Source organism: Bacillus sp. L_1B0_5 (genome assembly GCF_000836715.1).
Lineage (GTDB): Bacteria > Bacillota > Bacilli > Bacillales > Bacillaceae_G > Bacillus_A > Bacillus_A thuringiensis_S.
This window is the reverse complement of sequence record NZ_JXIS01000049.1, coordinates 65,307-83,778: the sequence shown is the minus strand read 5'-3', so window position 1 is coordinate 83,778 and position 18,472 is coordinate 65,307. Positions and strand designations below refer to the sequence as shown.

The following is an 18,472-nucleotide window of genomic DNA, read 5'->3' as shown; positions in this document are numbered from 1 at the left end:
GCTTACCTACATCAGATAAGCCCTTCCTCTCTATACAAAATATTTCTTCAAAAGTGGCGGTGTAATAATCGTCGTCAATATAACAACAATAACAATCGCTGTGAAATTTTCTTTCGCTAATAAATTCGCCGTAAGTCCATTTGCTGCGATGATAAGTGCTACTTCACCACGTGATACCATCCCCGCGCCAATACTAATAGAAGATTGGAGATTAAAACCTGTCAATCTCGCTCCTAAACCTGATCCAATTAACTTTGTGAAAATTGCAATGAGGGTCATAATAATAATGAACCAAAGCTGGCTTCCAATGCCTTGAAATGTAATTTCCATTCCGATACTTACGAAGAATACTGGAACAAATATTGCATAAGCAATCGGTTCAATTTTATGTTCCACTTCATGCTTATACTCTGTTTGAGAAATAGCAATTCCTGCTGCAAATGCTCCAATAATGCCTGCAATTCCCATCATTTCACTGTAATAAGAAAAAGAGAAGCAAATAATAAGAGCCGCGCTAATTAACGCTTCTGTTACACGAAGCGGGACAAGCATTTTCATAATCCAAGGAACGACTTTCCAAGCAATAAAAACAATACTTACAAAGAAAATAATTTTCTTTGCAATGACAAGTGTTATATTTACATCTTGTGTTCCTAAAAAACTCATTACAAATGCCAATAAAATAACGACAATGACATCATCAAATACAGCAGCACCTAAAATTGTTGTACTTTCTCTCGTATTCATTTTTCCTAAATCACGTAGCGTCTGCACCGTAATACTAACCGATGTTGCGCAAAGTAATAATCCTAAAAAAATGGCATGGGACTGTATTAATCCAAACAGCAATCCTGTTACATAACCACCGATGAAAGGAAAAATAATTCCACCAGCCGCTACTGCAAATGACGATTTCAAATTCCGATTTAACTCTTCTAAATCTGTTTCAAGTCCCGCCATAAACATAAGTAACAAAACACCAATCTCACTCAGTTCATCAATTAGTTCAGAACTATTAATAATACCGAGTACAGCTGGACCGATAATAATACCGACAATTAACTTACCAAGTACAGAAGGCTGACCAAGTCTCACACTAATGTCACCAGCTAATTTCGTACAAAGTAAAATGACGACAAGTTCAAAATAAAATAACATAGCATCTGCTCCTACTTTAACTTTAATCAGTGGGTCGTTAACCCCCGTCCATTTCTGCAAGTAGTTTCCCCTATTGATCCGCATTTTATTTGTCATATTTTTATTTGACAAAATATTCTGAATTATATTAAGATTAATCCAGCAATTTTAAAAAACTACATACCATAACTGCACCTCCACTTCCTTACTTACTCTTTTCTCATGGGCTCATACTATAGCCGCCGTTATGGAAATGAAAAAATGGAGGGAGAGTCCAAAGTGAAGTCATTATTACGAAAAAAAGCGCTTAGTACTGAATCACCAAAGCAACTCGAGAGAACATTAACAGCACTCGATTTAACGTTCTTAGGAATCGGCGCCGTAATTGGGACAGGGATCTTTGTATTAACAGGTATTGTTGCAGCAAAACATTCTGGTCCTGGTATTATGCTATCATTCCTTATTGCTGCATTTACTTGTGCTTGTGTAGCCTTTTGTTATGCTGAATTTGCTTCTTCTATTCCTGTCTCAGGAAGTGTGTATACTTATGCATATATGACAGTCGGAGAAGTCGTCGCCTTCATCGTCGGATGGTGTTTAATGCTCGAATATTTACTTGCAGTCGCGGCAGTAGCTGTCGGTTGGTCTGGTTATTTGCAATCATTACTACAAGGATTCAATATACACCTGCCCGCCATAATCGCCTCAGCCCCCGGCGTAGGAAAAGGTGGTCTCATCGATTTACCAGCTGTCTGCATTTTACTTCTTATTACCGGCCTTTTAAGTTTTGGTATACGTGAAAGTGCACGCATTAATAATATTATGGTTCTTATTAAACTAGCTGTTATCATTGCCTTTATCGTAGCAGGCGCAAAATATGTAAAGCCTGAAAACTGGACACCGTTCATTCCATTCGGATACGACGGTATTATTACCGGAGCTGCCACTGTATTCTTCGCCTTTTTAGGTTTTGATGCAATCGCAACCGCTGCAGAAGAAACGAAAAAACCGCAGCGTGACTTACCAATTGGTATTATCGGTTCTCTTCTTATTTGTACTGTTTTATATATGATCGTATCTTTCGTTTTAACAGGTATGGTTCCTTATACGCAATTAGACGTTTCTGATCCAGTTGCATTTGCATTGCATTTCGTTGGTGAGGACACAATTGCAGGACTACTCGCTGTTGGAGCGATGACTGGAATGACAACCGTCCTTTTAGTCGTTATGTATGGACAAGTTCGCGTTTCGTATGCGATGAGCCGTGACGGTCTACTTCCAAAAGCGTTATCACGTGTAAATAAAAGAGTAAAAATCCCTTTATTAAACACGTGGATTACTGGCGTTGTTGCCGCTTTATTAGCAGGACTTTTAGATTTACATTTGCTAGCGAATTTAGTAAACATCGGTACGTTAACAGCCTTTACATTCGTTTGCTGCGCAGTACTTATTTTACGAAAAACACATCCTGACTTAAAACGCGGATTCCGTACACCTTTCGTACCTGTATTACCAGTTGTCGCGATTCTTTGCTGCTTATATTTAATGATCAATTTGTCTAAAACAACATGGATTAGCTTTGCAGTTTGGCTTATAGTCGGCTTATGCTTCTATTTCTTCTACTCTAGAAAGCATAGTCACTTAGCTACCGAAAAAACGAATGATGAAAAGAAAAAAGCATAACAAAATAGCTCGCCGTTTTAGCGGCGAGCTATTTTTCTGTACTATTATATTTTTTCGTTAACGATTGTAAAATGAAAAATATGCCGATGCAAGCTGTAAACCATGCCCAATTTCCTATTGGCGTTGCGTATTTAACCATTCCAATACCTACAAGCAATAGGAAAATAATCACCTGATATATGAGCTTCCACTTTTGCATATATTCCCTCCTTTACTTCGTTCCCTTCTTTTTATTCTTCCAGGCATTCAAACTATCAAAGAAAAAGTTAATAAATAACGTTCCTAGTCCTGCTAATAAGAAAGTCATTAAAAATAAAACCCAAATACTTTTCTCTTTTAAGAAATAATATCCTACAAGGAGCACAACCGCGATCCATACATATTCAAGAATTCTTTTTAGCTTTTTCTGTTCCAAATTATTCGCTCCTTCATTCTATACTACTTTTAGTATAACAAAAAAGAAGCCTATCATGATAAGCTTCTTTTCCTCTCTCTTATTTGTTCATACTTTTTTCAACGAGTGAAATCGCATGCTCTAATGTACGATTCATCGTTTCTACCTGTGCATCTTTTACTTTTACATCTTTCACTACAGCTTCGGCCACTGTAATTTTTTGACTCAGTGCTTTCACTGAACCGTCCGTTACATTTGCATCTTGAGCTTTTTTCACTACTACTTTTGCAGATTCAATATTGATTTGTAATTTTTCTTTCGGTGTTTTCGGTTGTTCTACTACTTTAGATTGTACAAATGTTACATTAGCTGTTTTTAATTCGTTATATGTTTGAACGATTTGCTCTCCCGTACTCCCTACATTTTCAAACACTTGTTTTGCGTTATTATAGCTTTTCTCTAATTCTTGAAATGCTTCCTTTGAATATTGACCTGGCTTATCTCCAAATCCATACGTTCCAGCTAACACTTCTTTTACTTTTCTAAGCTCTTCAAATAACGCATTTACTTGCTCTAACTTCGTACGGTTAGAGAACTCATTGTACGCCGCTAATACTTCTGAAGAACTTAACGCTTTACTATATAATTTCGCAAGCGCGATTTGTCCATTTAACGGAATACCACCATTTCCGTTACTATCAGGATCCGCTCCAAATGCAAATGGTACGTTTGGATGATACACTTTCCCAGTAGCTGGCTGACTATTTACTTTTTTACCATCTACGTAAATTGCCACTTCACTTCCGTTATACGTTCCTGTTAAATGATACGTTTTGTTCGCTTCTAATTGAACTCCAACACGTTTATAGCTGCCACCAATGTGAGCCCATAATTCAACATATCCACTTCCTGTAGACTCAAATCCAATTCCGCCGCTCTCTGTATTTTGCAAAATACCTTGGCCACGGATTTGATTCATTGAAAATACCGTTTCTAGCGTAAATGTATTTGCTACTTTCTCTTTTTGTGCCGCTGAAAATGGAAGGTATCCAAATGTATTAGATTGTCCGTTTAATTTCATCACATTCTTTTTCAATGCTTTATCATATTCAATAACCACATTGCCCTTCACATCACCTTTTGTACCAAATGGTGAATTGTCTTTAAATGTACCATCTGCAAAGTTTACATCGAAAACATCAGCTTTTGGTACTTTCACATTCGGGTCAATATTATCTTTTTTCGTAGTAATTTCCGCAGTTAACGGCTGTGCGGTTTCATTGCCAAATGAATCGATTGCAACGACTTCAAGTGTATATGTTTTCCCGCCATCTAATCCTGCAAGTGTAAATGTAAGGTCTTTTGGCACTGGATCACGATAAAACTCTGAGAATGCTAACAATTTATTCTTTATTTCTCCCGTCTGCTTATCTCTAGCTTGTACACGATAAGAATGAACAAGAAGGTTGTCCAATGCTTGCGGGAATGTTACTGTTGCCGCATTTTCTGTTACATTTGATACAGCAAGCTTTGCATCCTTAGCAAAGTAAGGCTTTTCTTTATCACGATCTTCTACATGTGTAAATGTTTCTTTCTTTGCTGGTAATTTAATTTTCCAAGGCTCGCCTGTCCAAGAATTCGTATGGAAATCACGACGATTAATCGTTACTTCTTCATCATCTACTTCTACTAATAAACCTTGGCTTAACGTACTAGCTCCTGGCGGGATATTCCCTTGTACTTTACCACCTTCAACTTCCATATAACTTACTGAAGATGTACCAACTGATGTAAAGTCTTTTTGATGAATCGATCTTGGATCGTCTAACGGATAATGCGAATGACCCGAAAATGTAATAACTTGTGGATATTCCTTTAATACTGTATTAATTTTTGCGCTATCTTGTGTTCCCCATTCATGACTACCGTACACTGTATCTTTAATATGTTGATGTAAAAATACGAAAATTGGTTTTGTTGGATCATCTTTTTGCGCTTTCGCCATTTCTTCTTTTAACCAATTAATTTGCTTGTCTGAATAATATCCATGAGTTGTTCCATTCTCTGGAGACATAACAAGGAAGTGATAACCTTTTACCACTTTATGATAATAAATTGATTCCATACCTGTTTTTTCTAAGAAACGCTTCTGTGCACCCTCTACAGATAAACCGTTCCAATAATCATGGTTACCGAGTGAATTCATTCGCACTGCATCTTTATTTGCATTTTCATTATACACTTGCATGAAACGATCATATTGCTGCACTGATCCTGTATCTGTGAAATCACCTACAATAACAAATGCATCTTGCTTCGGTGCTAATGTATTAAACTGTTCAATCGCTCTTTTCCAGCGAAACGTATCATCCGTTCCACTATTTTTAATATGCACATCACTTACAACTGGAAAAACTATCTTCTTCTCACTTGATGCCTTTTCTTGCTTTTTCTCTTCTGCCTTGACTGATGTACTCCACGGAAATGATACGAACGCTAATACAAAAACCATTAATAATCCAATAAGGCCTTTTACTTTTCTTAAAGCAGTTCTGTCCACGTGAATCCTCCTCATAATAATTGATTCATTACAAGGGCTATTTTATCTAATACATGTTAATGTCGTTTAAATAACAAATGAATTTTATTAGATTTTTGTAAATATACAGTTAATTAGAAATTAAGTCCAACATTCCTCGTACTATTGTATACAACCACCTTTTGTCTAAAAGAGTCTGATCATTCTTTTCCTATGACTATTCACATATAATCTTTTCTATAACGCTAATGATAAGTTAAGGTTTAAGCCTATTAGACAATCTTAATTTTTAATATTTCCTTCTTTTTTTAACACATCGGCCATGCTTTTACATTTAATAGTAGTAAAAGACAACTTAAAAGGAGGGGTTGTATTGAAGAATAAAAAAAATATCGGTTGTTTCGCTCCTTTATCTATTATTTGTCCAGACCCTTGTCCACCGCCCCCTCCTCCAAATCCAAATTGCGAGCGAGTAACAAATGAATTTGCAGGGAATTTCCTCATAACTAATAACACCATCCCATCTGCCAAAGATGCATCACAATCAATGATACTATGGCAAAGTGATGGGATATTACTTATATCAGGTACTGTCTCGGTTTACAATAGTACTAGCAGCACCGAAGCAATTACAATTCAAATCGTTGGAACAGTAACCAATATTTTCACTGTGTTTCCTGGTAATACAATATCGTACACAGGAAAAGATTTACACTCGGTCAGTATTATCAATATAACAAGTAATCCTTCACTATATTTAGAAGGCAAGTACTGTTGCGAATTTACATGTTGCTTATAGAATACCAATTTCATAAAAAAGCATACCATTTACGGTATGCTTTTTTATGAAATTGGATAACGTACTGTAATACAAAACTCGCCTTGATTAACAGTCGTTCCTGTCGTAGTAATTCGGACAGTAGTAAAATATCGGACAGTGAAAGTACCACTACTTTGTGGTTGTACAGTAATTGTATCAACTACTGTTGCACCTACTAAAAAATCAACTGTAATCGGGTTGGCACCTACATCATACTTCACGTAACCTGAACCATATACTTCTTGCGTGATATTATTTGTATATACAATTTGAGTACCAGCACCTGTAATAGACCAGTCTGTACATACTTGGTCTTGCACAAGTGTTTTATTAGAACAACAAGACAAACTGGAACTTCTCATTCCCATTTCGATCCTCTCCTATTCTGCTATGAAAGTGGATAACGTGTTGTAATACAAAATTCTCCCTGATACGTTCCAGCAGGTGTTGCAGGTAACACAACTTGTATACTGTCAAAGCGGCGATACGTAAAAGCAATACTCGTTCCTGGGTTCAATGTTTGTGTATCAATTGTACCCCCAGCAGAATCAAGTACCTCTACAGTAATTGGGCCTGGTCCAACATCATATTTAACAAAACCAGTACCAACTACGTTTTGGTTAATATTATTTGTATAGAGAACATTATCAATTGCTGTTGCAACTACAGTAGCAGACCACGGACTACACACTTTATCTTGCACATAATTTTTATCTGGACAACAAGTTAATGCGGACCCTGAGCACTCACAAGACATAGTTGTTTCCCCTCTCTCTTTTATATTCCCTATATGTGTATGTCCCTCAGAGTCTTTTGCCTGTACTATTCATCTATTTTCAAAAAATATTCAAATGACTAGATAGATTCCGTTTTGTTTCTTTTCTTCATATATTTATAGACAAAGATACTAGCCACGATAAGAATAACGCCTCCTAATATTGGTAGCATGTATTGTCCAACAACACCCGCTGCTTTTTCCCAATGCGGACCTAATTTCATTCCAAAATAAACATACAAAGTCGTTAACGGGAACATTGCTACAAATGTATATATGCTGAATTTCCATATGTTCATTTTCGCCATACCACATGGAACAGAAATAAGCGTTCTAACTCCCGGTACAAAGCGTCCAACAAATGCTACAACCGGTCCATATTTCTCGAAGAAATCATCTGCTTTTTGAATTTGTTCTTCTTTAATGAAGAAGTATTTCCCGTATTTTATTAATAGAGGACGGCCACCGTAATAACCGAGTGCGTATAACGTTAACGGTCCTGTCGTTCCACCAAGCGTTCCGGCTAGTACAGCAAGCCAAAAATTCATATCACCCTCGTATACCCAATACCCAACCATGGGCAAAACTACTTCTGCCGGAATAAATTCAAACGTTAATGCTAACACAACTCCAAAATAAGAAAACTGCTTTAAAAATTCGATTATATCTAAAATAATTTGCTCCATATTTTTAACTCCTATCCTACATTTACGTTATGCTTTTCTTGTAATTGAACTGGCGCCATTTTTACAATTCGGTTCAAAATAAATAACACAATTCCAATATCATCTAAAATACCGATAAACGGTAAGAAGTCTGGAATTAAATCGAGCGGCATCGCAACATAACCAACTAAAAATGCAATAGATAAAATTTTCTTCTTTATTGAAACCTCTTTTGAAGTGAAAAAGTCAAATAGGAATGGAACAAATCGGCGAACATGAAATACAACTCTTAATCTACTAATAAGTTTTTTCATTTTTATATCTCCTCTCTTTGTATACAAAAAGGACCCTACCAAACGTGGTAAGGGTCCTAAAAAAGACAATAAGGGGCCTCTACCATTGCTGGTAAAGGTCTCACTAACAACGAAACGTTGCCAATAAAGCCGAGGGTTTCTCCCTGTAATGACGACTTTACTGTAATAAGTTACTCCCCTTTATATACACAATTTTATACAATCACATTAAAATATTTACCTAAGCTTGTCAATATTTTTTTCATATGCTATTCAGATTATTACATTATAAAAGACACTATTCTATATTCTTTGTTGAAACAAGTTGGATCTTAACATGATCCGGATCATATAAAGTTATTCTTACTTCTTCACCATCACATTCCTCTACAAATGATATATGATAAAACTCCAATTTTTTCTTTATCTGATCGATATTTGTAGTTTTAAAAAATAGTTCCTCTACTGTTGATGTGACAGTCTCTCTATACTCTCCCAGTCCCCGGTGTACAACAAAACAAATTCTCGTTGAACCAATATCATACCAAACACCTGTTACACGTAATTGTGGTCTCTCCTTACTCGGTGTGAAACCTAGAATCCCTTCATAAAAATATAATGTTTCCTTTAAGTTTTTAGATTCTAATACAATGCATGTTGTAATCCTTTCCATCCGCACTCCTCCTGCCCCTTTTAGTTTTCTATATGAGTCATAATTTACAATTATGTATGAATACAATACGTAGTGATGAATATCTCATTAATAAAGGAGGCGTGTAACATGGACAAATACATGAAATCCTACATACCTTTTCATGGACCAAACGATCCTTGCCCTCCAATTGGGAAAAAATATTACTCAACACCCCCTCACCTGTTTATGGGCTTTCAGCCACCTAACTTACCCCAATTCCCACCAAAAGAAGCTTTAAGAAAAGGGACTTTATGGCCTGCTTTTTATGATTATTATGAAAATCCTTACAAAAAAGGACGTGACTAACAACGTGACACAAATATTGCCTGATGAATATTACAAATGGATTGAAGAACTACAAGAACTGGACTTTGTATTAGTTGAACTTACCCTCTATTTAGATACACATCCTAACGATACCGCCGCTATAAATCAATTCAATGATTTCTCCTATAAACGAAGAATATTACAGCAAAAAATTGAAGGAAAATACGGGCCACTTCAACAGTTTGGAAATAGTTATTCTAACGCTCCATGGGAATGGAGCAAAGGGCCTTGGCCATGGCAAATATAAAGGAGAGACACTATGTGGATTTATGAGAAAAAATTACAATACCCTGTTAAAGTAAGCACCTGTAATCCAGCACTCGCAAAATTATTAGTTGAACAATACGGAGGTGCAGATGGTGAACTCGCAGCTGCCCTTCGCTACTTAAATCAACGGTATACGATTCCTGACAAAGTCGTTGGCTTGCTGACCGATATTGGCACCGAAGAATTCGCACACCTAGAAATGATTGCTACAATGATTTATAAATTAACGAAAGATGCAACACCTGAACAAATGAAAGCTGCTGGATTAGATGCACAGTACGCTAATCACGATAGTGCCTTGTTTTATCATAATGCCGGTGGTGTTCCTTTTACTGCTACTTATATTCAAGCAAAAGGTGATCCTATCGCAGATTTATATGAAGATATTGCCGCTGAAGAAAAAGCACGAGCAACTTATCAATGGCTCATTGATTTATCAGACGATCCCGACATAAATGACAGCTTACGCTTTTTACGCGAACGAGAAATTGTCCATTCACAACGCTTCCGAGAAGCAGTTGAAATTTTAAAAGAAGAACGCGATAGAAAAATATATTTTTAATACACATATCCTAGCGATATGTGTTTTTTTATGTTAAAAGTTAAATCCTTCCTATTAAACATATAAATAGTATATTTATTCGATTTAATGCATTATTTTTTAATATTTTCAAAATTCCCTATTGCTTTCTAGTCATCAGACCTTTAAAATAATAACAGTTACTCGACAAATTATTTGAATTTTCGACAAAAACACTCATTAGGAGGATTTTCTTTATATGCGTACAACTTTAAAACCAGCGCAAATACTTTCGATTAGTTTATTACTATTCGCAGTTTTCTTCGGTGCTGGTAATATGATTTTCCCGCCCCTTCTTGGTCTTTCTTCCGGAGAAAATATGTGGGTTTCCATTACAGGATTTATTATTACAGACGTCGGTTTATCTTTACTTGCTATCGTTGCTGTTGCCCTTGCTGGTGGTAGTTTTAACACTTTAGCGAGCCGTGTTCATCCAAAATTCGCAGCAGTATTCGCTATCATTATTTATCTTTCAATCGGCCCACTATTTGTTATTCCACGAACTGGATCTGTATCTTACGAAATCGGGATTGCACCACTTTTCCCAGATCAATGGTATTCTATGTTAGTTTTTAGTGCGATTTTCTTTACAGGCGTTTACTTCTTATCATTAAATCCATCCAAGCTAGTAGATCATATCGGTAAAATATTAACACCAATTTTACTTGTAATTATTGCAATTATGGCAACAAAAGCGATTCTTTCACCAGGAACGTTTGCAGAGCCTATCGGTGACTATAAAGACATCCCGTTTTTCAAAGGATTTCTTGAAGGATTTTTAACGTTAGATGCAATTGGCGCTCTCGTACTATCAACAATTGTTGTAAATGCAATTCGTCAAAACGGTATACAAGAGAAGAAATCTATCGCAAAATATACAATCATTTGCGGAAGTATTGCTGCTCTATTCTTAACAATCGTTTACTTCTTACTCGGTTATATCGGAGCTTCAAACGGAAACTTAGGGCAATTCGAAAACGGTGGTCAGCTATTAGCTACTGTTATGTATCAATTCTTTGGGACAAGCGGTAATATTTTATTAAGTATCGCCATTATCTTCGCTTGTTTAACGACGGCAATTGGTGTTGTAAGTGCATTTGCAAATTACTTCACAACAGTGCTAACAAATGTTTCATACAAAAAGCTTGTACTATACGTTTGTATCTTTAGTTTCGTTATTTCAAACTTAGGATTAAGCTTATTAATTAAAATCACACTACCTGTATTAATTATTTTGTACCCAATTACGATCATTTTAGTTTTCGTATCATTTATCGATAAATATACGAAACGTAAACCTTCTGTCTACATTGGAGCGATGATTGCAGCGTTTATTATTAGCTGTATTCATGCACTTGATAATGTGGAAATGATACCAAGTTTTATCGCTAATATCGTACACACCATTCCATTTTATAACTTAGGAATTGGCTGGATCATTCCAGCAATAATCGGTGGTATAATTGGATACTTTATTCCGCAAACAGAAGCTGCAGGTGAAGTTTCTACAAAATAAAGAAAAGAAGCAAGCATGAAATCCATGCTTGCTTCTTTTTATTTTCTATCATTAAATACTGTATTCGTGTACGAACGAACCGTTAACATATAATAACCAAAGTAAATCACGATATATACCCCTATACTACCGAGCAGAGGAAGACTATATTCAAACATTCCTCCAAATCCCATCAAGCTTAAAAACGCAAAGAACGTATGACATATCGCAAGCATGAATGGTGCTAAAAATATTGCACCGACTTGCTTTCTTACAGACTCCCTTGCTTCCTTCTTCGTTAATCCGATTTTCTTTAACATTCCGTATGCCGGTCGCTCTGCCATTGCTTCTGTTATTTGTTTAAAGTATAAAATACAGCCTGTTGCAAGAATAAAGACAATCCCTAAAAATACACTTGCAAATAATAATACTGCACCATCTTGCAATTCAGATTGATTCGTCTTCTCAAATGATTGGAATTTCGCTTCTTTCGGAATAATAGCTCCTATTCTTTCCGTTAGCTCTCTACTGCCGTTCCCTTCAACGATAAATCCGCTAACTGTTGAAACATCCTTTCCTTTCTGCAACTTATTAAATAATGACTCTTGAACAACAAGCCCCACTGGTGCAAGTTTCGCACTAACAACTGTTTCTTCGCGGTGATCAACGACTGTTAAACCACTCTTCATTCCTTCAAAGGACACATGATTTCCTTCAAGAGAATTCTTTTCGATGTTATATGATTTATACGGATCTAATAAAACAACTTCCTTTTCAGAACCGAGAATAACTTGTTTATGACCTAACATAGAAGCTAATTTATTATAATCTGTCACTTTTATAATTTGTACATTACCATTACCTATTAAATATCCTGTTAACATTTGTTCTCCATCTATATTTCCTTGCATAGAGAGCATAGTTATAGACGTTTCATTTTTAATTCCTAACTCATGTTTTTGAATCTCTTCACTGACTTTCTTATCTAATTCCTTCCCAGTCGTTACATACTCATAACTAACTGGATTCATAAGTTTCGCCGTTTTCTTCGCTCCATAATACATACTAGAACTCATACCAATTGTGCATAGTGTTACCGCACTTAATAAAGATAATAACGCCAGCATCTTTACATTTCCTTTTATTCTAAAGAACAATGAAGAAATTGATAAAATGTTCGTCCCATTCCAATATTTCTTCTTGTCTTCTTTTACTTTATGCAGTGATTTCACTGTGTACTGCTCAAATAATAAAAACGTACCTTTTACAATTAATCCAAAAATGACTAACCCTGTAAGAAGTAACATCACTACTCCAAAAATTAAAGTTGAAAATGCCACCACATACCCTATAAAAAGTAATACAATTGCACTTTTCGCTTTCTTACTTGAATAAGTAGGTGCCTCTTCTTTCTGATTTTCCCCGTACAATAATTCAACTAAACGATGTTCATAAATTAACTTTTTACTTTTCCATGATGCAATAAAGAAAATGGCACCTATCGTTATAAGAACTTCTACTATTGATAAAAATGAAATCGTAAATGTAAAAGTAAATGCACTTCCCATTAACTTCACAAGAAGTCCTGCACATATATTGGCTATAAACAAACCTGAAATGATGCCTAATACACTTGCCGCAGCACCAACTAATAATGTTTCATAAAAGAGTAACTTAGCAATTTCTTCTTTACGGATACCTAATAAACTGTATAGCGCAATTTCTTTTTTCTTCTTTCGCAAAAAGAAGCTATTACAATAAAAAATAAATATCGTTAAAAAGATAATTAACAAAATTTGTGCAAACGTAAACGTCGTTTCCACCTTATCTGACTCTTTCAAAAGAGCTACTACACTTTCATTTCGTTTAATCGATACGAATATAAAATAAATAATAATGCTGCCTACTAATGAAATAAAGTATAGAAAATAATCTTTCACATTTCGTTTTATACTACGTTTTGATACTTCTAAAAAATCCATCGTATACCTTCACCCGCTCTCGCATTTCTCTATACATGAAGTGTATACGAAATTGCATTTCTCCCCTATCGATTTTTATTACATCTCTCTTACGATATTGTAATATAACAAAATAAAAGAACCTAGTTTCCCAGGCTCTTCACATCGTATGTTTAAAAGTAAATAACTCTTCTTTTGACTGCACAGCAGATTGTTCCTCTTCTACAACGTCCTTCTTCATCTCTCCCCCTAACCTTACTTTCATCATCGCCTCTTCTATACTTTTCACAATCATATTTCCTGAAAAAATAGTAAGCCCGAAAAATGTAATTGGGACGAGAGGGATCCATGGATTCACTGTTAATGATCTAAAATAGACTCCAATTAAACCTGACCATTCATGTGTGTAAGAGTCTATTTCTTCTATCGGTCCTAAAAACTGAACTGTTCCGCCAAAGAATATTTCCAGTAATCCTAAGTGCAGTAAAATAGTAAGAGTTTGCGTAAACTGCTGAAAAAATACAAGTATAAACGTCATATAGAGATGCGGGAAAATATGCTTTATAACAATATGCCTTCTCGATCCACCTAATATGCGCGCGGCATCAACAAATTCTTCCGTTCGCAATTTACGAACTTCCTTCGCCACATACAGTGCAATAACTGGCATTACAAGCAGTACAAGTAATACCACTTGAAACGAAGCCCTTTCAAAAAAGGTTGTTGTCTCCTCTCCGCTTCCAAATGCATTTGCAGATTGAAGAAAAAAATACGCAATCATAACTGTCGGAATAACTGTAAAACTATCAAAGAAAGCCTCAATTTTTGAAAATCCTCTTTTTATATACGTTCCGAGTACGACACCGAAAAACACACCTATTACCATTCTAAGTGCCGCAATTAAAATAGATATACCAATCGTCCACTTCGCGCCCTCAATGACTAAATGTAACAGGTCATACCCTTTCCGGTCTGTCCCGAGTAAAAATTGTAATGAAGGTGGAAACGGTGGCACTTGTGGATTTTCATCCGCATCATATTGCAATGTAACTTGTCTAATATGTCCATCATTCCATAACGTATTTCCGATGCTCAAAAGAACTAATAGGAGAAGAAACCCAATGCTTATCCAAAATCTTTTATCACGTTTTATATACGTCCACATATTATAATCTCTCCTTCATCGCAGCCGGAATGAGATAATGAAACAATTTAAATAAAATAAAAATCGGAATATATATAAGAAGCACACTAACGATGAAAACCTCAACTCTAATACCGAAATACGATTTCAAAAACATAAAAATACCACCCGTATTAAAAATCCATTCTATAATATATAAATTAGATAACATAAAAAAGATATTCGTTTTCGCAAAGAAAAGTGTACTAAGCAACACATTTCGTAAAATATGACGATTTAAAATATGAAAGCGCCCCAGCCCTTTCGCCTTAGCAAATAGTACATAATCTTTTTCTAGTTCATTTTCAAAACGAAGCACGACCATTTTTACAAACATAATCGTAGTCGGGATGCTCAAACACAATATTGGCAACCCCCTAATCGACTCGCCTCCAATTGAAGCAATTTGAAAAGGTAAAAAACCTGTTTGTTTAAAAAACCATACAACTAAAATTTGTGATACTAAAATAAGAAGGATATCTGGAATGGATTCTAGGAAGATAAGAAATGATTTAATTCGATGTTGTATACGCGGTGAACTACTCATAATTACATAAACAATACAAAATGCTACAAATAATGAAATGAAAAAAGCAGCTAAAAATATAATAATTGTTTCTTTATAATGGACGAACAGCTGCGGAAATAAAAATTTACCTTTCACATATTGCAAATTGGAAATATCCATTAAGTTCACAAACACTTCTTTTAAACTCTGTATGTACCTTGATGCATGCAGCTCAAATCCATAAAATAATTTCGGCAGTGCCCCTAAACAAATAATACCCAAAATCGAAATAATAAATTGAACCGTCACTTCCATCCCATTCAGAAAAACTTTTTTGACCACGTTTTCCCTTCTCTCTCTATATAATTTACCCCCTAATTTTATTCTTAATTTTCTGAATTGTAAATGTTTATATAAAAAAATCACTAGGTTATGATCCTAGTGATTCTTTATGCGCATGCCCTTCTCTTTTCACAAATGGCATATACAAAATAAAACATCCAATAAGCGCAGCTATTTCTAATGAAATAATATAGTAAGGATGTGGTCCTAACATATCAAGTAATGAAGCTGTTTCTGGCTTATGGGCTAAAAACATATAATTACCACCTGTTTTGTAATTTACAAACGAAACAATCGGAATCAATATGTTTAAAAATATCATCGTACGTTTAATAGATTGTAATGTAGGACGATACCCTTCTACCCAAGTCATAAAGAGCGGTGCCCAAATGAGCAATACATGTGCGATGAAATATTCAATGAAACGAAAATGCGGAAAAGCATATTGCAAATTTGGCGTTAAAATGGCTTGTGATGCACCAATAATTCCCGTAAAAAATACAACCTCATATATTCGATAACTTTTCGTTACAATCATAATCGACGCTAACAACAAACTAATTGTACATAACTCAAACGGTAATGAAGTAGCTAGCTCAAAAATCCCTGCTTTCCACTCCCACATATGCAGTCCAATTTCACTCCCTATAAATAGAAATGCAATCGCATATCGAACCGTTATATTCCACTCATTTTGACGTAATACATCTTGGTATTGATATAAAAAAACGATTCCCACCAACATAATAAATAATATAATGGCATGTTGCCTTGAGTAGGGAATAAACGGTTTTAATGGATGTGCACTAAAATAAGCTTCCATCTTCCTTCCTCCTCTCCTTCATACAATATTATTGTAAGAAAGAAACAACGAGTCAATTCATTTGCTTACACTGGGACAAGCTCTACCTTACATTTACATATTCATACCTTACAAAACTGTAAGGTTATTGTAAGCTAAAACGATTTGTCAGATTCTTCTCCTCTTTTATACTTAATGTAGATACTAAAACGAACGAAAAGGTGATAAATAGATGAAGAAGAAAAATAAAGTGTTAATTACTAGTGTAGTAGCAATCGGAATTGCAGCTGGATCATACTTTGCATTTGCTGGAGGCAGTTCAGAAGTAGCAATGGCATATAGCGGTTATAAAGTTACGGAAAAACAAATCCAAAACGCACAAAAATTTGGTGGCGAAATTATTCCAAACGGAATTGAAACTATTTCATTCGATCCAACAAAAGGAACATATGAATTAGCTGTTAAAAAAGGCGATGAAGTGAAAAAAGGTCAACTTCTGTTTAAATACAATGATCCTACTGCTAAACAAGGTGTAACAGAAGCAGAAATGCAAAAGAAAATCGCACAAAAAGAAGTAACGTTGTTCCAAAAACAAATTGATGCAGCGAAACAAAAATTACAAAAAGACAAAAATGCAGGCCTTCCTGCTGAAGCATTAAAAGCATCAGAAGCTGAAGTTGGGCAATTAGAATCACAAATTGAAATGAAAAAGTTTGAAGTTGAAAAAGCTGATGAAATGATTAAAGCAGCAAAAGAGAAAGTAAACACTCTTTCTGTAACAAGTCCTGCTGATGGCGTAATTGATGATATCGTAAAAACTGCTGACGAAAAAACAGGTATGAGTGGAATTACTCTTCGTCACGCTGGTCAATTTAAAGTAAAAGGTCAACTTTCTGAATATGAGCTTGCTAGTATGAAGGTTGGGCAAGAAGTAACTGTTTCATCAAAAACTGTCGCTGGTAAGACTTGGACAGGAAAAGTAACAGAAATCGGTTCTACACCATTAAAGAGTATGGACGAAAATAAAACTGTTTCCAACTATCAATTCACTGTCACATTAGATAATAGTGACGAACTACAAAACGGATTCCACGTTTACGTAACAAGTAAATCTGGCGAAGCAACTGGTACAATTGTTCCGAAAAGCAGCATCGTGAAAAAAGGTGACAAAAATGTTGTCTTCGTTGTAAAAGACGGTAAAGCGAAAGAACAAGCGGTTACTGTTGAATTCGAGACAGATAGCGAAGCAAAAGTATCTGGAGTGAAAAAAGGAGAAAAAATTATCTCTAAACCTGAAAAAGACTTAAAAGATGGTATGGAGGTTGTCGTTGAATGATTAACTTAAAAGGCATCACGAAATCCTTCCAAAATGGTGCAGAGTCCGTTCAAATATTACACGGAATTGACGTAACACTAAATCAAGGAGAATTCACTTCAATTATGGGACCTTCTGGTTCTGGTAAATCAACATTAATGAACATTATCGGTTGCCTAGATAAACCAACGACAGGCACGTACGAGCTAGCTGGCCAAAACATTTCAAACATGTCTGAAACAGAACTTGCACACGTACGTAATAAAGAAATCGGATTCGTATTCCAAAATTTCATGTTATTACCGAGACTTACAGCACTTCAAAATGTAGAGCTACCTCTTATTTACGCTGGAGTTGATAAAAAAGAAAGACGTGAGCGTTCATTAGCTGCTTTAACAAAAGTAGGCTTAGCTGATCGCGCTACTCACCTGCCGAACGAATTGTCAGGTGGACAAAAGCAGCGTGTCGCTGTTGCACGTGCAATCGTAAATAACCCGAAATTCATTTTAGCCGATGAACCGACGGGAGCACTTGATACGAAAACAAGTACACAAATTATGGACCTCTTTTACGAATTAAACAAACAAGGCTCAACAATCATTATGATTACCCATGACCGTGAAATCGGGGAAGCTGCAGCACGTCAAATTGTAATTCGTGACGGAAATATCGTCCAAGATTGGAGAGGTTAA

22 protein-coding genes are annotated in these 18,472 nt (G+C 35.6%); 8 read left to right on the top strand and 14 right to left on the bottom strand.

The genetic code is table 11. The features are described from left to right. Window positions 1-30 precede the first annotated feature (30 nt). A complete protein-coding gene (locus tag RT27_RS17375; protein ID WP_120460771.1) occupies window positions 31-1,242 on the bottom strand; it encodes a cation:proton antiporter in 1,212 nt (403 codons plus the stop codon). 117 nt (window positions 1,243-1,359) lie between these two features. On the opposite strand from RT27_RS17375, the gene RT27_RS17370 reads away from it, so the two are divergent. After that, complete coding sequence (locus tag RT27_RS17370) at window positions 1,360-2,820, top strand: amino acid permease (RefSeq protein WP_172452147.1); 1,461 nt, start codon at window positions 1,360-1,362, stop codon at window positions 2,818-2,820. 28 nt (window positions 2,821-2,848) lie between these two features. Here the strand turns inward: RT27_RS17370 and RT27_RS35270 are convergent, their stop codons facing one another. The 4 genes from RT27_RS35270 to RT27_RS36255 all read right to left on the bottom strand — a co-directional run bounded on the left by RT27_RS35270 (window position 2,849) and on the right by RT27_RS36255 (window position 6,284). Beyond that, the gene (locus RT27_RS35270; protein WP_016082737.1) at window positions 2,849-3,019 is read right to left on the bottom strand and encodes a hypothetical protein; all 171 of its coding nucleotides are present in this window, start codon (window positions 3,017-3,019) and stop codon (window positions 2,849-2,851) included. A 12-nt stretch (window positions 3,020-3,031) separates the two neighbouring features. Next, window positions 3,032-3,235 (bottom strand): hypothetical protein, encoded by a 204-nt coding sequence (locus RT27_RS17360; protein WP_000435797.1) that lies wholly within the window; start codon window positions 3,233-3,235, stop codon window positions 3,032-3,034. A gap of 79 nt (window positions 3,236-3,314) precedes the next feature. Next, window positions 3,315-5,774 carry an FN3 and LamG domain-containing metallophosphoesterase family protein gene (locus tag RT27_RS17355; protein WP_043936779.1) on the bottom strand — a complete coding sequence of 820 codons (2,460 nt, stop codon included), beginning with the start codon at window positions 5,772-5,774 and terminating at the stop codon, window positions 3,315-3,317. 261 nt (window positions 5,775-6,035) lie between these two features. Next, window positions 6,036-6,284, bottom strand: a complete 249-nt coding sequence (locus tag RT27_RS36255) for a hypothetical protein (protein WP_003269593.1) — start codon at window positions 6,282-6,284, stop codon at window positions 6,036-6,038. On the opposite strand from RT27_RS36255, the gene RT27_RS33620 reads away from it, so the two are divergent. Further along, on the top strand, window positions 6,169-6,552 hold the full coding sequence (locus tag RT27_RS33620) for an S-Ena type endospore appendage (protein WP_224413872.1): 384 nt from the start codon (window positions 6,169-6,171) through the stop codon (window positions 6,550-6,552). The genes RT27_RS36255 and RT27_RS33620 overlap by 116 nt on opposite strands. Window positions 6,553-6,596: 44 nt before the next feature. On the opposite strand, the gene RT27_RS17345 is transcribed toward RT27_RS33620, so the two are convergent. The 5 genes from RT27_RS17345 to RT27_RS17325 all read right to left on the bottom strand — a co-directional run bounded on the left by RT27_RS17345 (window position 6,597) and on the right by RT27_RS17325 (window position 8,979). Beyond that, window positions 6,597-6,941: an S-Ena type endospore appendage gene (locus RT27_RS17345; RefSeq protein ID WP_000525819.1), complete on the bottom strand. Its 345-nt coding sequence runs from the start codon at window positions 6,939-6,941 to the stop codon at window positions 6,597-6,599. A gap of 20 nt (window positions 6,942-6,961) precedes the next feature. Then, window positions 6,962-7,330, bottom strand: a complete 369-nt coding sequence (locus RT27_RS17340) for a DUF3992 domain-containing protein (protein ID WP_001277542.1) — start codon at window positions 7,328-7,330, stop codon at window positions 6,962-6,964. A 98-nt stretch (window positions 7,331-7,428) separates the two neighbouring features. Beyond that, window positions 7,429-8,034 (bottom strand): DedA family protein, encoded by a 606-nt coding sequence (locus RT27_RS17335; RefSeq protein ID WP_016082740.1) that lies wholly within the window; start codon window positions 8,032-8,034, stop codon window positions 7,429-7,431. An 11-nt stretch (window positions 8,035-8,045) separates the two neighbouring features. Then, window positions 8,046-8,327, bottom strand: coding sequence for a DUF1232 domain-containing protein (locus RT27_RS17330; RefSeq protein WP_000733844.1), 282 nt, complete (start codon window positions 8,325-8,327; stop codon window positions 8,046-8,048). A 277-nt stretch (window positions 8,328-8,604) separates the two neighbouring features. Then, window positions 8,605-8,979 (bottom strand): VOC family protein, encoded by a 375-nt coding sequence (locus RT27_RS17325; RefSeq protein WP_016082741.1) that lies wholly within the window; start codon window positions 8,977-8,979, stop codon window positions 8,605-8,607. 108 nt (window positions 8,980-9,087) lie between these two features. Between RT27_RS17325 and RT27_RS17320 the strand changes: the two genes are divergently transcribed. From RT27_RS17320 to brnQ, 4 genes are all read left to right on the top strand, one after another. After that, a complete protein-coding gene (locus tag RT27_RS17320; RefSeq protein ID WP_029441692.1) occupies window positions 9,088-9,306 on the top strand; it encodes a spore coat associated protein CotJA in 219 nt (72 codons plus the stop codon). 4 nt (window positions 9,307-9,310) lie between these two features. After that, a complete protein-coding gene (locus tag RT27_RS17315) occupies window positions 9,311-9,574 on the top strand; it encodes a spore coat protein CotJB (RefSeq protein WP_016082743.1) in 264 nt (87 codons plus the stop codon). A 12-nt stretch (window positions 9,575-9,586) separates the two neighbouring features. Then, the gene (gene cotJC / locus RT27_RS17310) at window positions 9,587-10,156 is read left to right on the top strand and encodes a spore coat protein CotJC (RefSeq protein ID WP_002170510.1); all 570 of its coding nucleotides are present in this window, start codon (window positions 9,587-9,589) and stop codon (window positions 10,154-10,156) included. Window positions 10,157-10,373: 217 nt separating this feature from the next. Further along, complete coding sequence (brnQ, locus tag RT27_RS17305; RefSeq protein WP_043936777.1) at window positions 10,374-11,690, top strand: branched-chain amino acid transport system II carrier protein; 1,317 nt, start codon at window positions 10,374-10,376, stop codon at window positions 11,688-11,690. Between the two features lie 38 nt (window positions 11,691-11,728). Here the strand turns inward: brnQ and RT27_RS17300 are convergent, their stop codons facing one another. The 4 genes from RT27_RS17300 to RT27_RS17285 form a co-directional block, all read right to left on the bottom strand. Then, a complete protein-coding gene (locus RT27_RS17300; RefSeq protein ID WP_043936775.1) occupies window positions 11,729-13,651 on the bottom strand; it encodes an ABC transporter permease in 1,923 nt (640 codons plus the stop codon). Window positions 13,652-13,790: 139 nt separating this feature from the next. Further along, complete coding sequence (locus tag RT27_RS17295) at window positions 13,791-14,795, bottom strand: ABC transporter permease subunit (RefSeq protein ID WP_043936774.1); 1,005 nt, start codon at window positions 14,793-14,795, stop codon at window positions 13,791-13,793. Between the two features lies 1 nt (window position 14,796). Beyond that, complete coding sequence (locus RT27_RS17290) at window positions 14,797-15,663, bottom strand: ABC transporter permease subunit (RefSeq protein ID WP_016082747.1); 867 nt, start codon at window positions 15,661-15,663, stop codon at window positions 14,797-14,799. Window positions 15,664-15,751: 88 nt separating this feature from the next. Further along, window positions 15,752-16,486, bottom strand: a complete 735-nt coding sequence (locus RT27_RS17285; protein ID WP_029441688.1) for a TIGR02206 family membrane protein — start codon at window positions 16,484-16,486, stop codon at window positions 15,752-15,754. A gap of 211 nt (window positions 16,487-16,697) precedes the next feature. Between RT27_RS17285 and RT27_RS17280 the strand changes: the two genes are divergently transcribed. Beyond that, entirely contained in the window at window positions 16,698-17,801 is a 1,104-nt protein-coding gene (locus RT27_RS17280; protein WP_029441687.1) for an efflux RND transporter periplasmic adaptor subunit, read from the top strand. Next, window positions 17,798-18,472 (top strand): ABC transporter ATP-binding protein, encoded by a 675-nt coding sequence (locus RT27_RS17275; RefSeq protein ID WP_000609100.1) that lies wholly within the window; start codon window positions 17,798-17,800, stop codon window positions 18,470-18,472. The genes RT27_RS17280 and RT27_RS17275 overlap by 4 nt, the downstream gene beginning before the upstream one ends.

What these genes read in the sequence shown, in the direction of transcription:
- RT27_RS17375 (WP_120460771.1), bottom strand. Translation starts at nt 1,242, where the DNA reads ATGCGGATCAATAGGGGAAACTACTTGCAGAAATGGACGGGGGTTAAC.
- RT27_RS17370 (WP_172452147.1), top strand. Translation starts at nt 1,360, where the DNA reads ATGGGCTCATACTATAGCCGCCGTTATGGAAATGAAAAAATGGAGGGA.
- RT27_RS35270 (WP_016082737.1), bottom strand. Translation starts at nt 3,019, where the DNA reads ATGCAAAAGTGGAAGCTCATATATCAGGTGATTATTTTCCTATTGCTT.
- RT27_RS17345 (WP_000525819.1), bottom strand. Translation starts at nt 6,941, where the DNA reads ATGGGAATGAGAAGTTCCAGTTTGTCTTGTTGTTCTAATAAAACACTT.
- RT27_RS17340 (WP_001277542.1), bottom strand. Translation starts at nt 7,330, where the DNA reads ATGTCTTGTGAGTGCTCAGGGTCCGCATTAACTTGTTGTCCAGATAAA.
- RT27_RS17335 (WP_016082740.1), bottom strand. Translation starts at nt 8,034, where the DNA reads ATGGAGCAAATTATTTTAGATATAATCGAATTTTTAAAGCAGTTTTCT.
- RT27_RS17330 (WP_000733844.1), bottom strand. Translation starts at nt 8,327, where the DNA reads ATGAAAAAACTTATTAGTAGATTAAGAGTTGTATTTCATGTTCGCCGA.
- RT27_RS17325 (WP_016082741.1), bottom strand. Translation starts at nt 8,979, where the DNA reads ATGGAAAGGATTACAACATGCATTGTATTAGAATCTAAAAACTTAAAG.
- RT27_RS17320 (WP_029441692.1), top strand. Translation starts at nt 9,088, where the DNA reads ATGGACAAATACATGAAATCCTACATACCTTTTCATGGACCAAACGAT.
- cotJC (WP_002170510.1), top strand. Translation starts at nt 9,587, where the DNA reads ATGTGGATTTATGAGAAAAAATTACAATACCCTGTTAAAGTAAGCACC.
- brnQ (WP_043936777.1), top strand. Translation starts at nt 10,374, where the DNA reads ATGCGTACAACTTTAAAACCAGCGCAAATACTTTCGATTAGTTTATTA.
- RT27_RS17300 (WP_043936775.1), bottom strand. Translation starts at nt 13,651, where the DNA reads ATGGATTTTTTAGAAGTATCAAAACGTAGTATAAAACGAAATGTGAAA.
- RT27_RS17295 (WP_043936774.1), bottom strand. Translation starts at nt 14,795, where the DNA reads ATGTGGACGTATATAAAACGTGATAAAAGATTTTGGATAAGCATTGGG.
- RT27_RS17285 (WP_029441688.1), bottom strand. Translation starts at nt 16,486, where the DNA reads ATGGAAGCTTATTTTAGTGCACATCCATTAAAACCGTTTATTCCCTAC.
- RT27_RS17280 (WP_029441687.1), top strand. Translation starts at nt 16,698, where the DNA reads ATGAAGAAGAAAAATAAAGTGTTAATTACTAGTGTAGTAGCAATCGGA.
- RT27_RS17275 (WP_000609100.1), top strand. Translation starts at nt 17,798, where the DNA reads ATGATTAACTTAAAAGGCATCACGAAATCCTTCCAAAATGGTGCAGAG.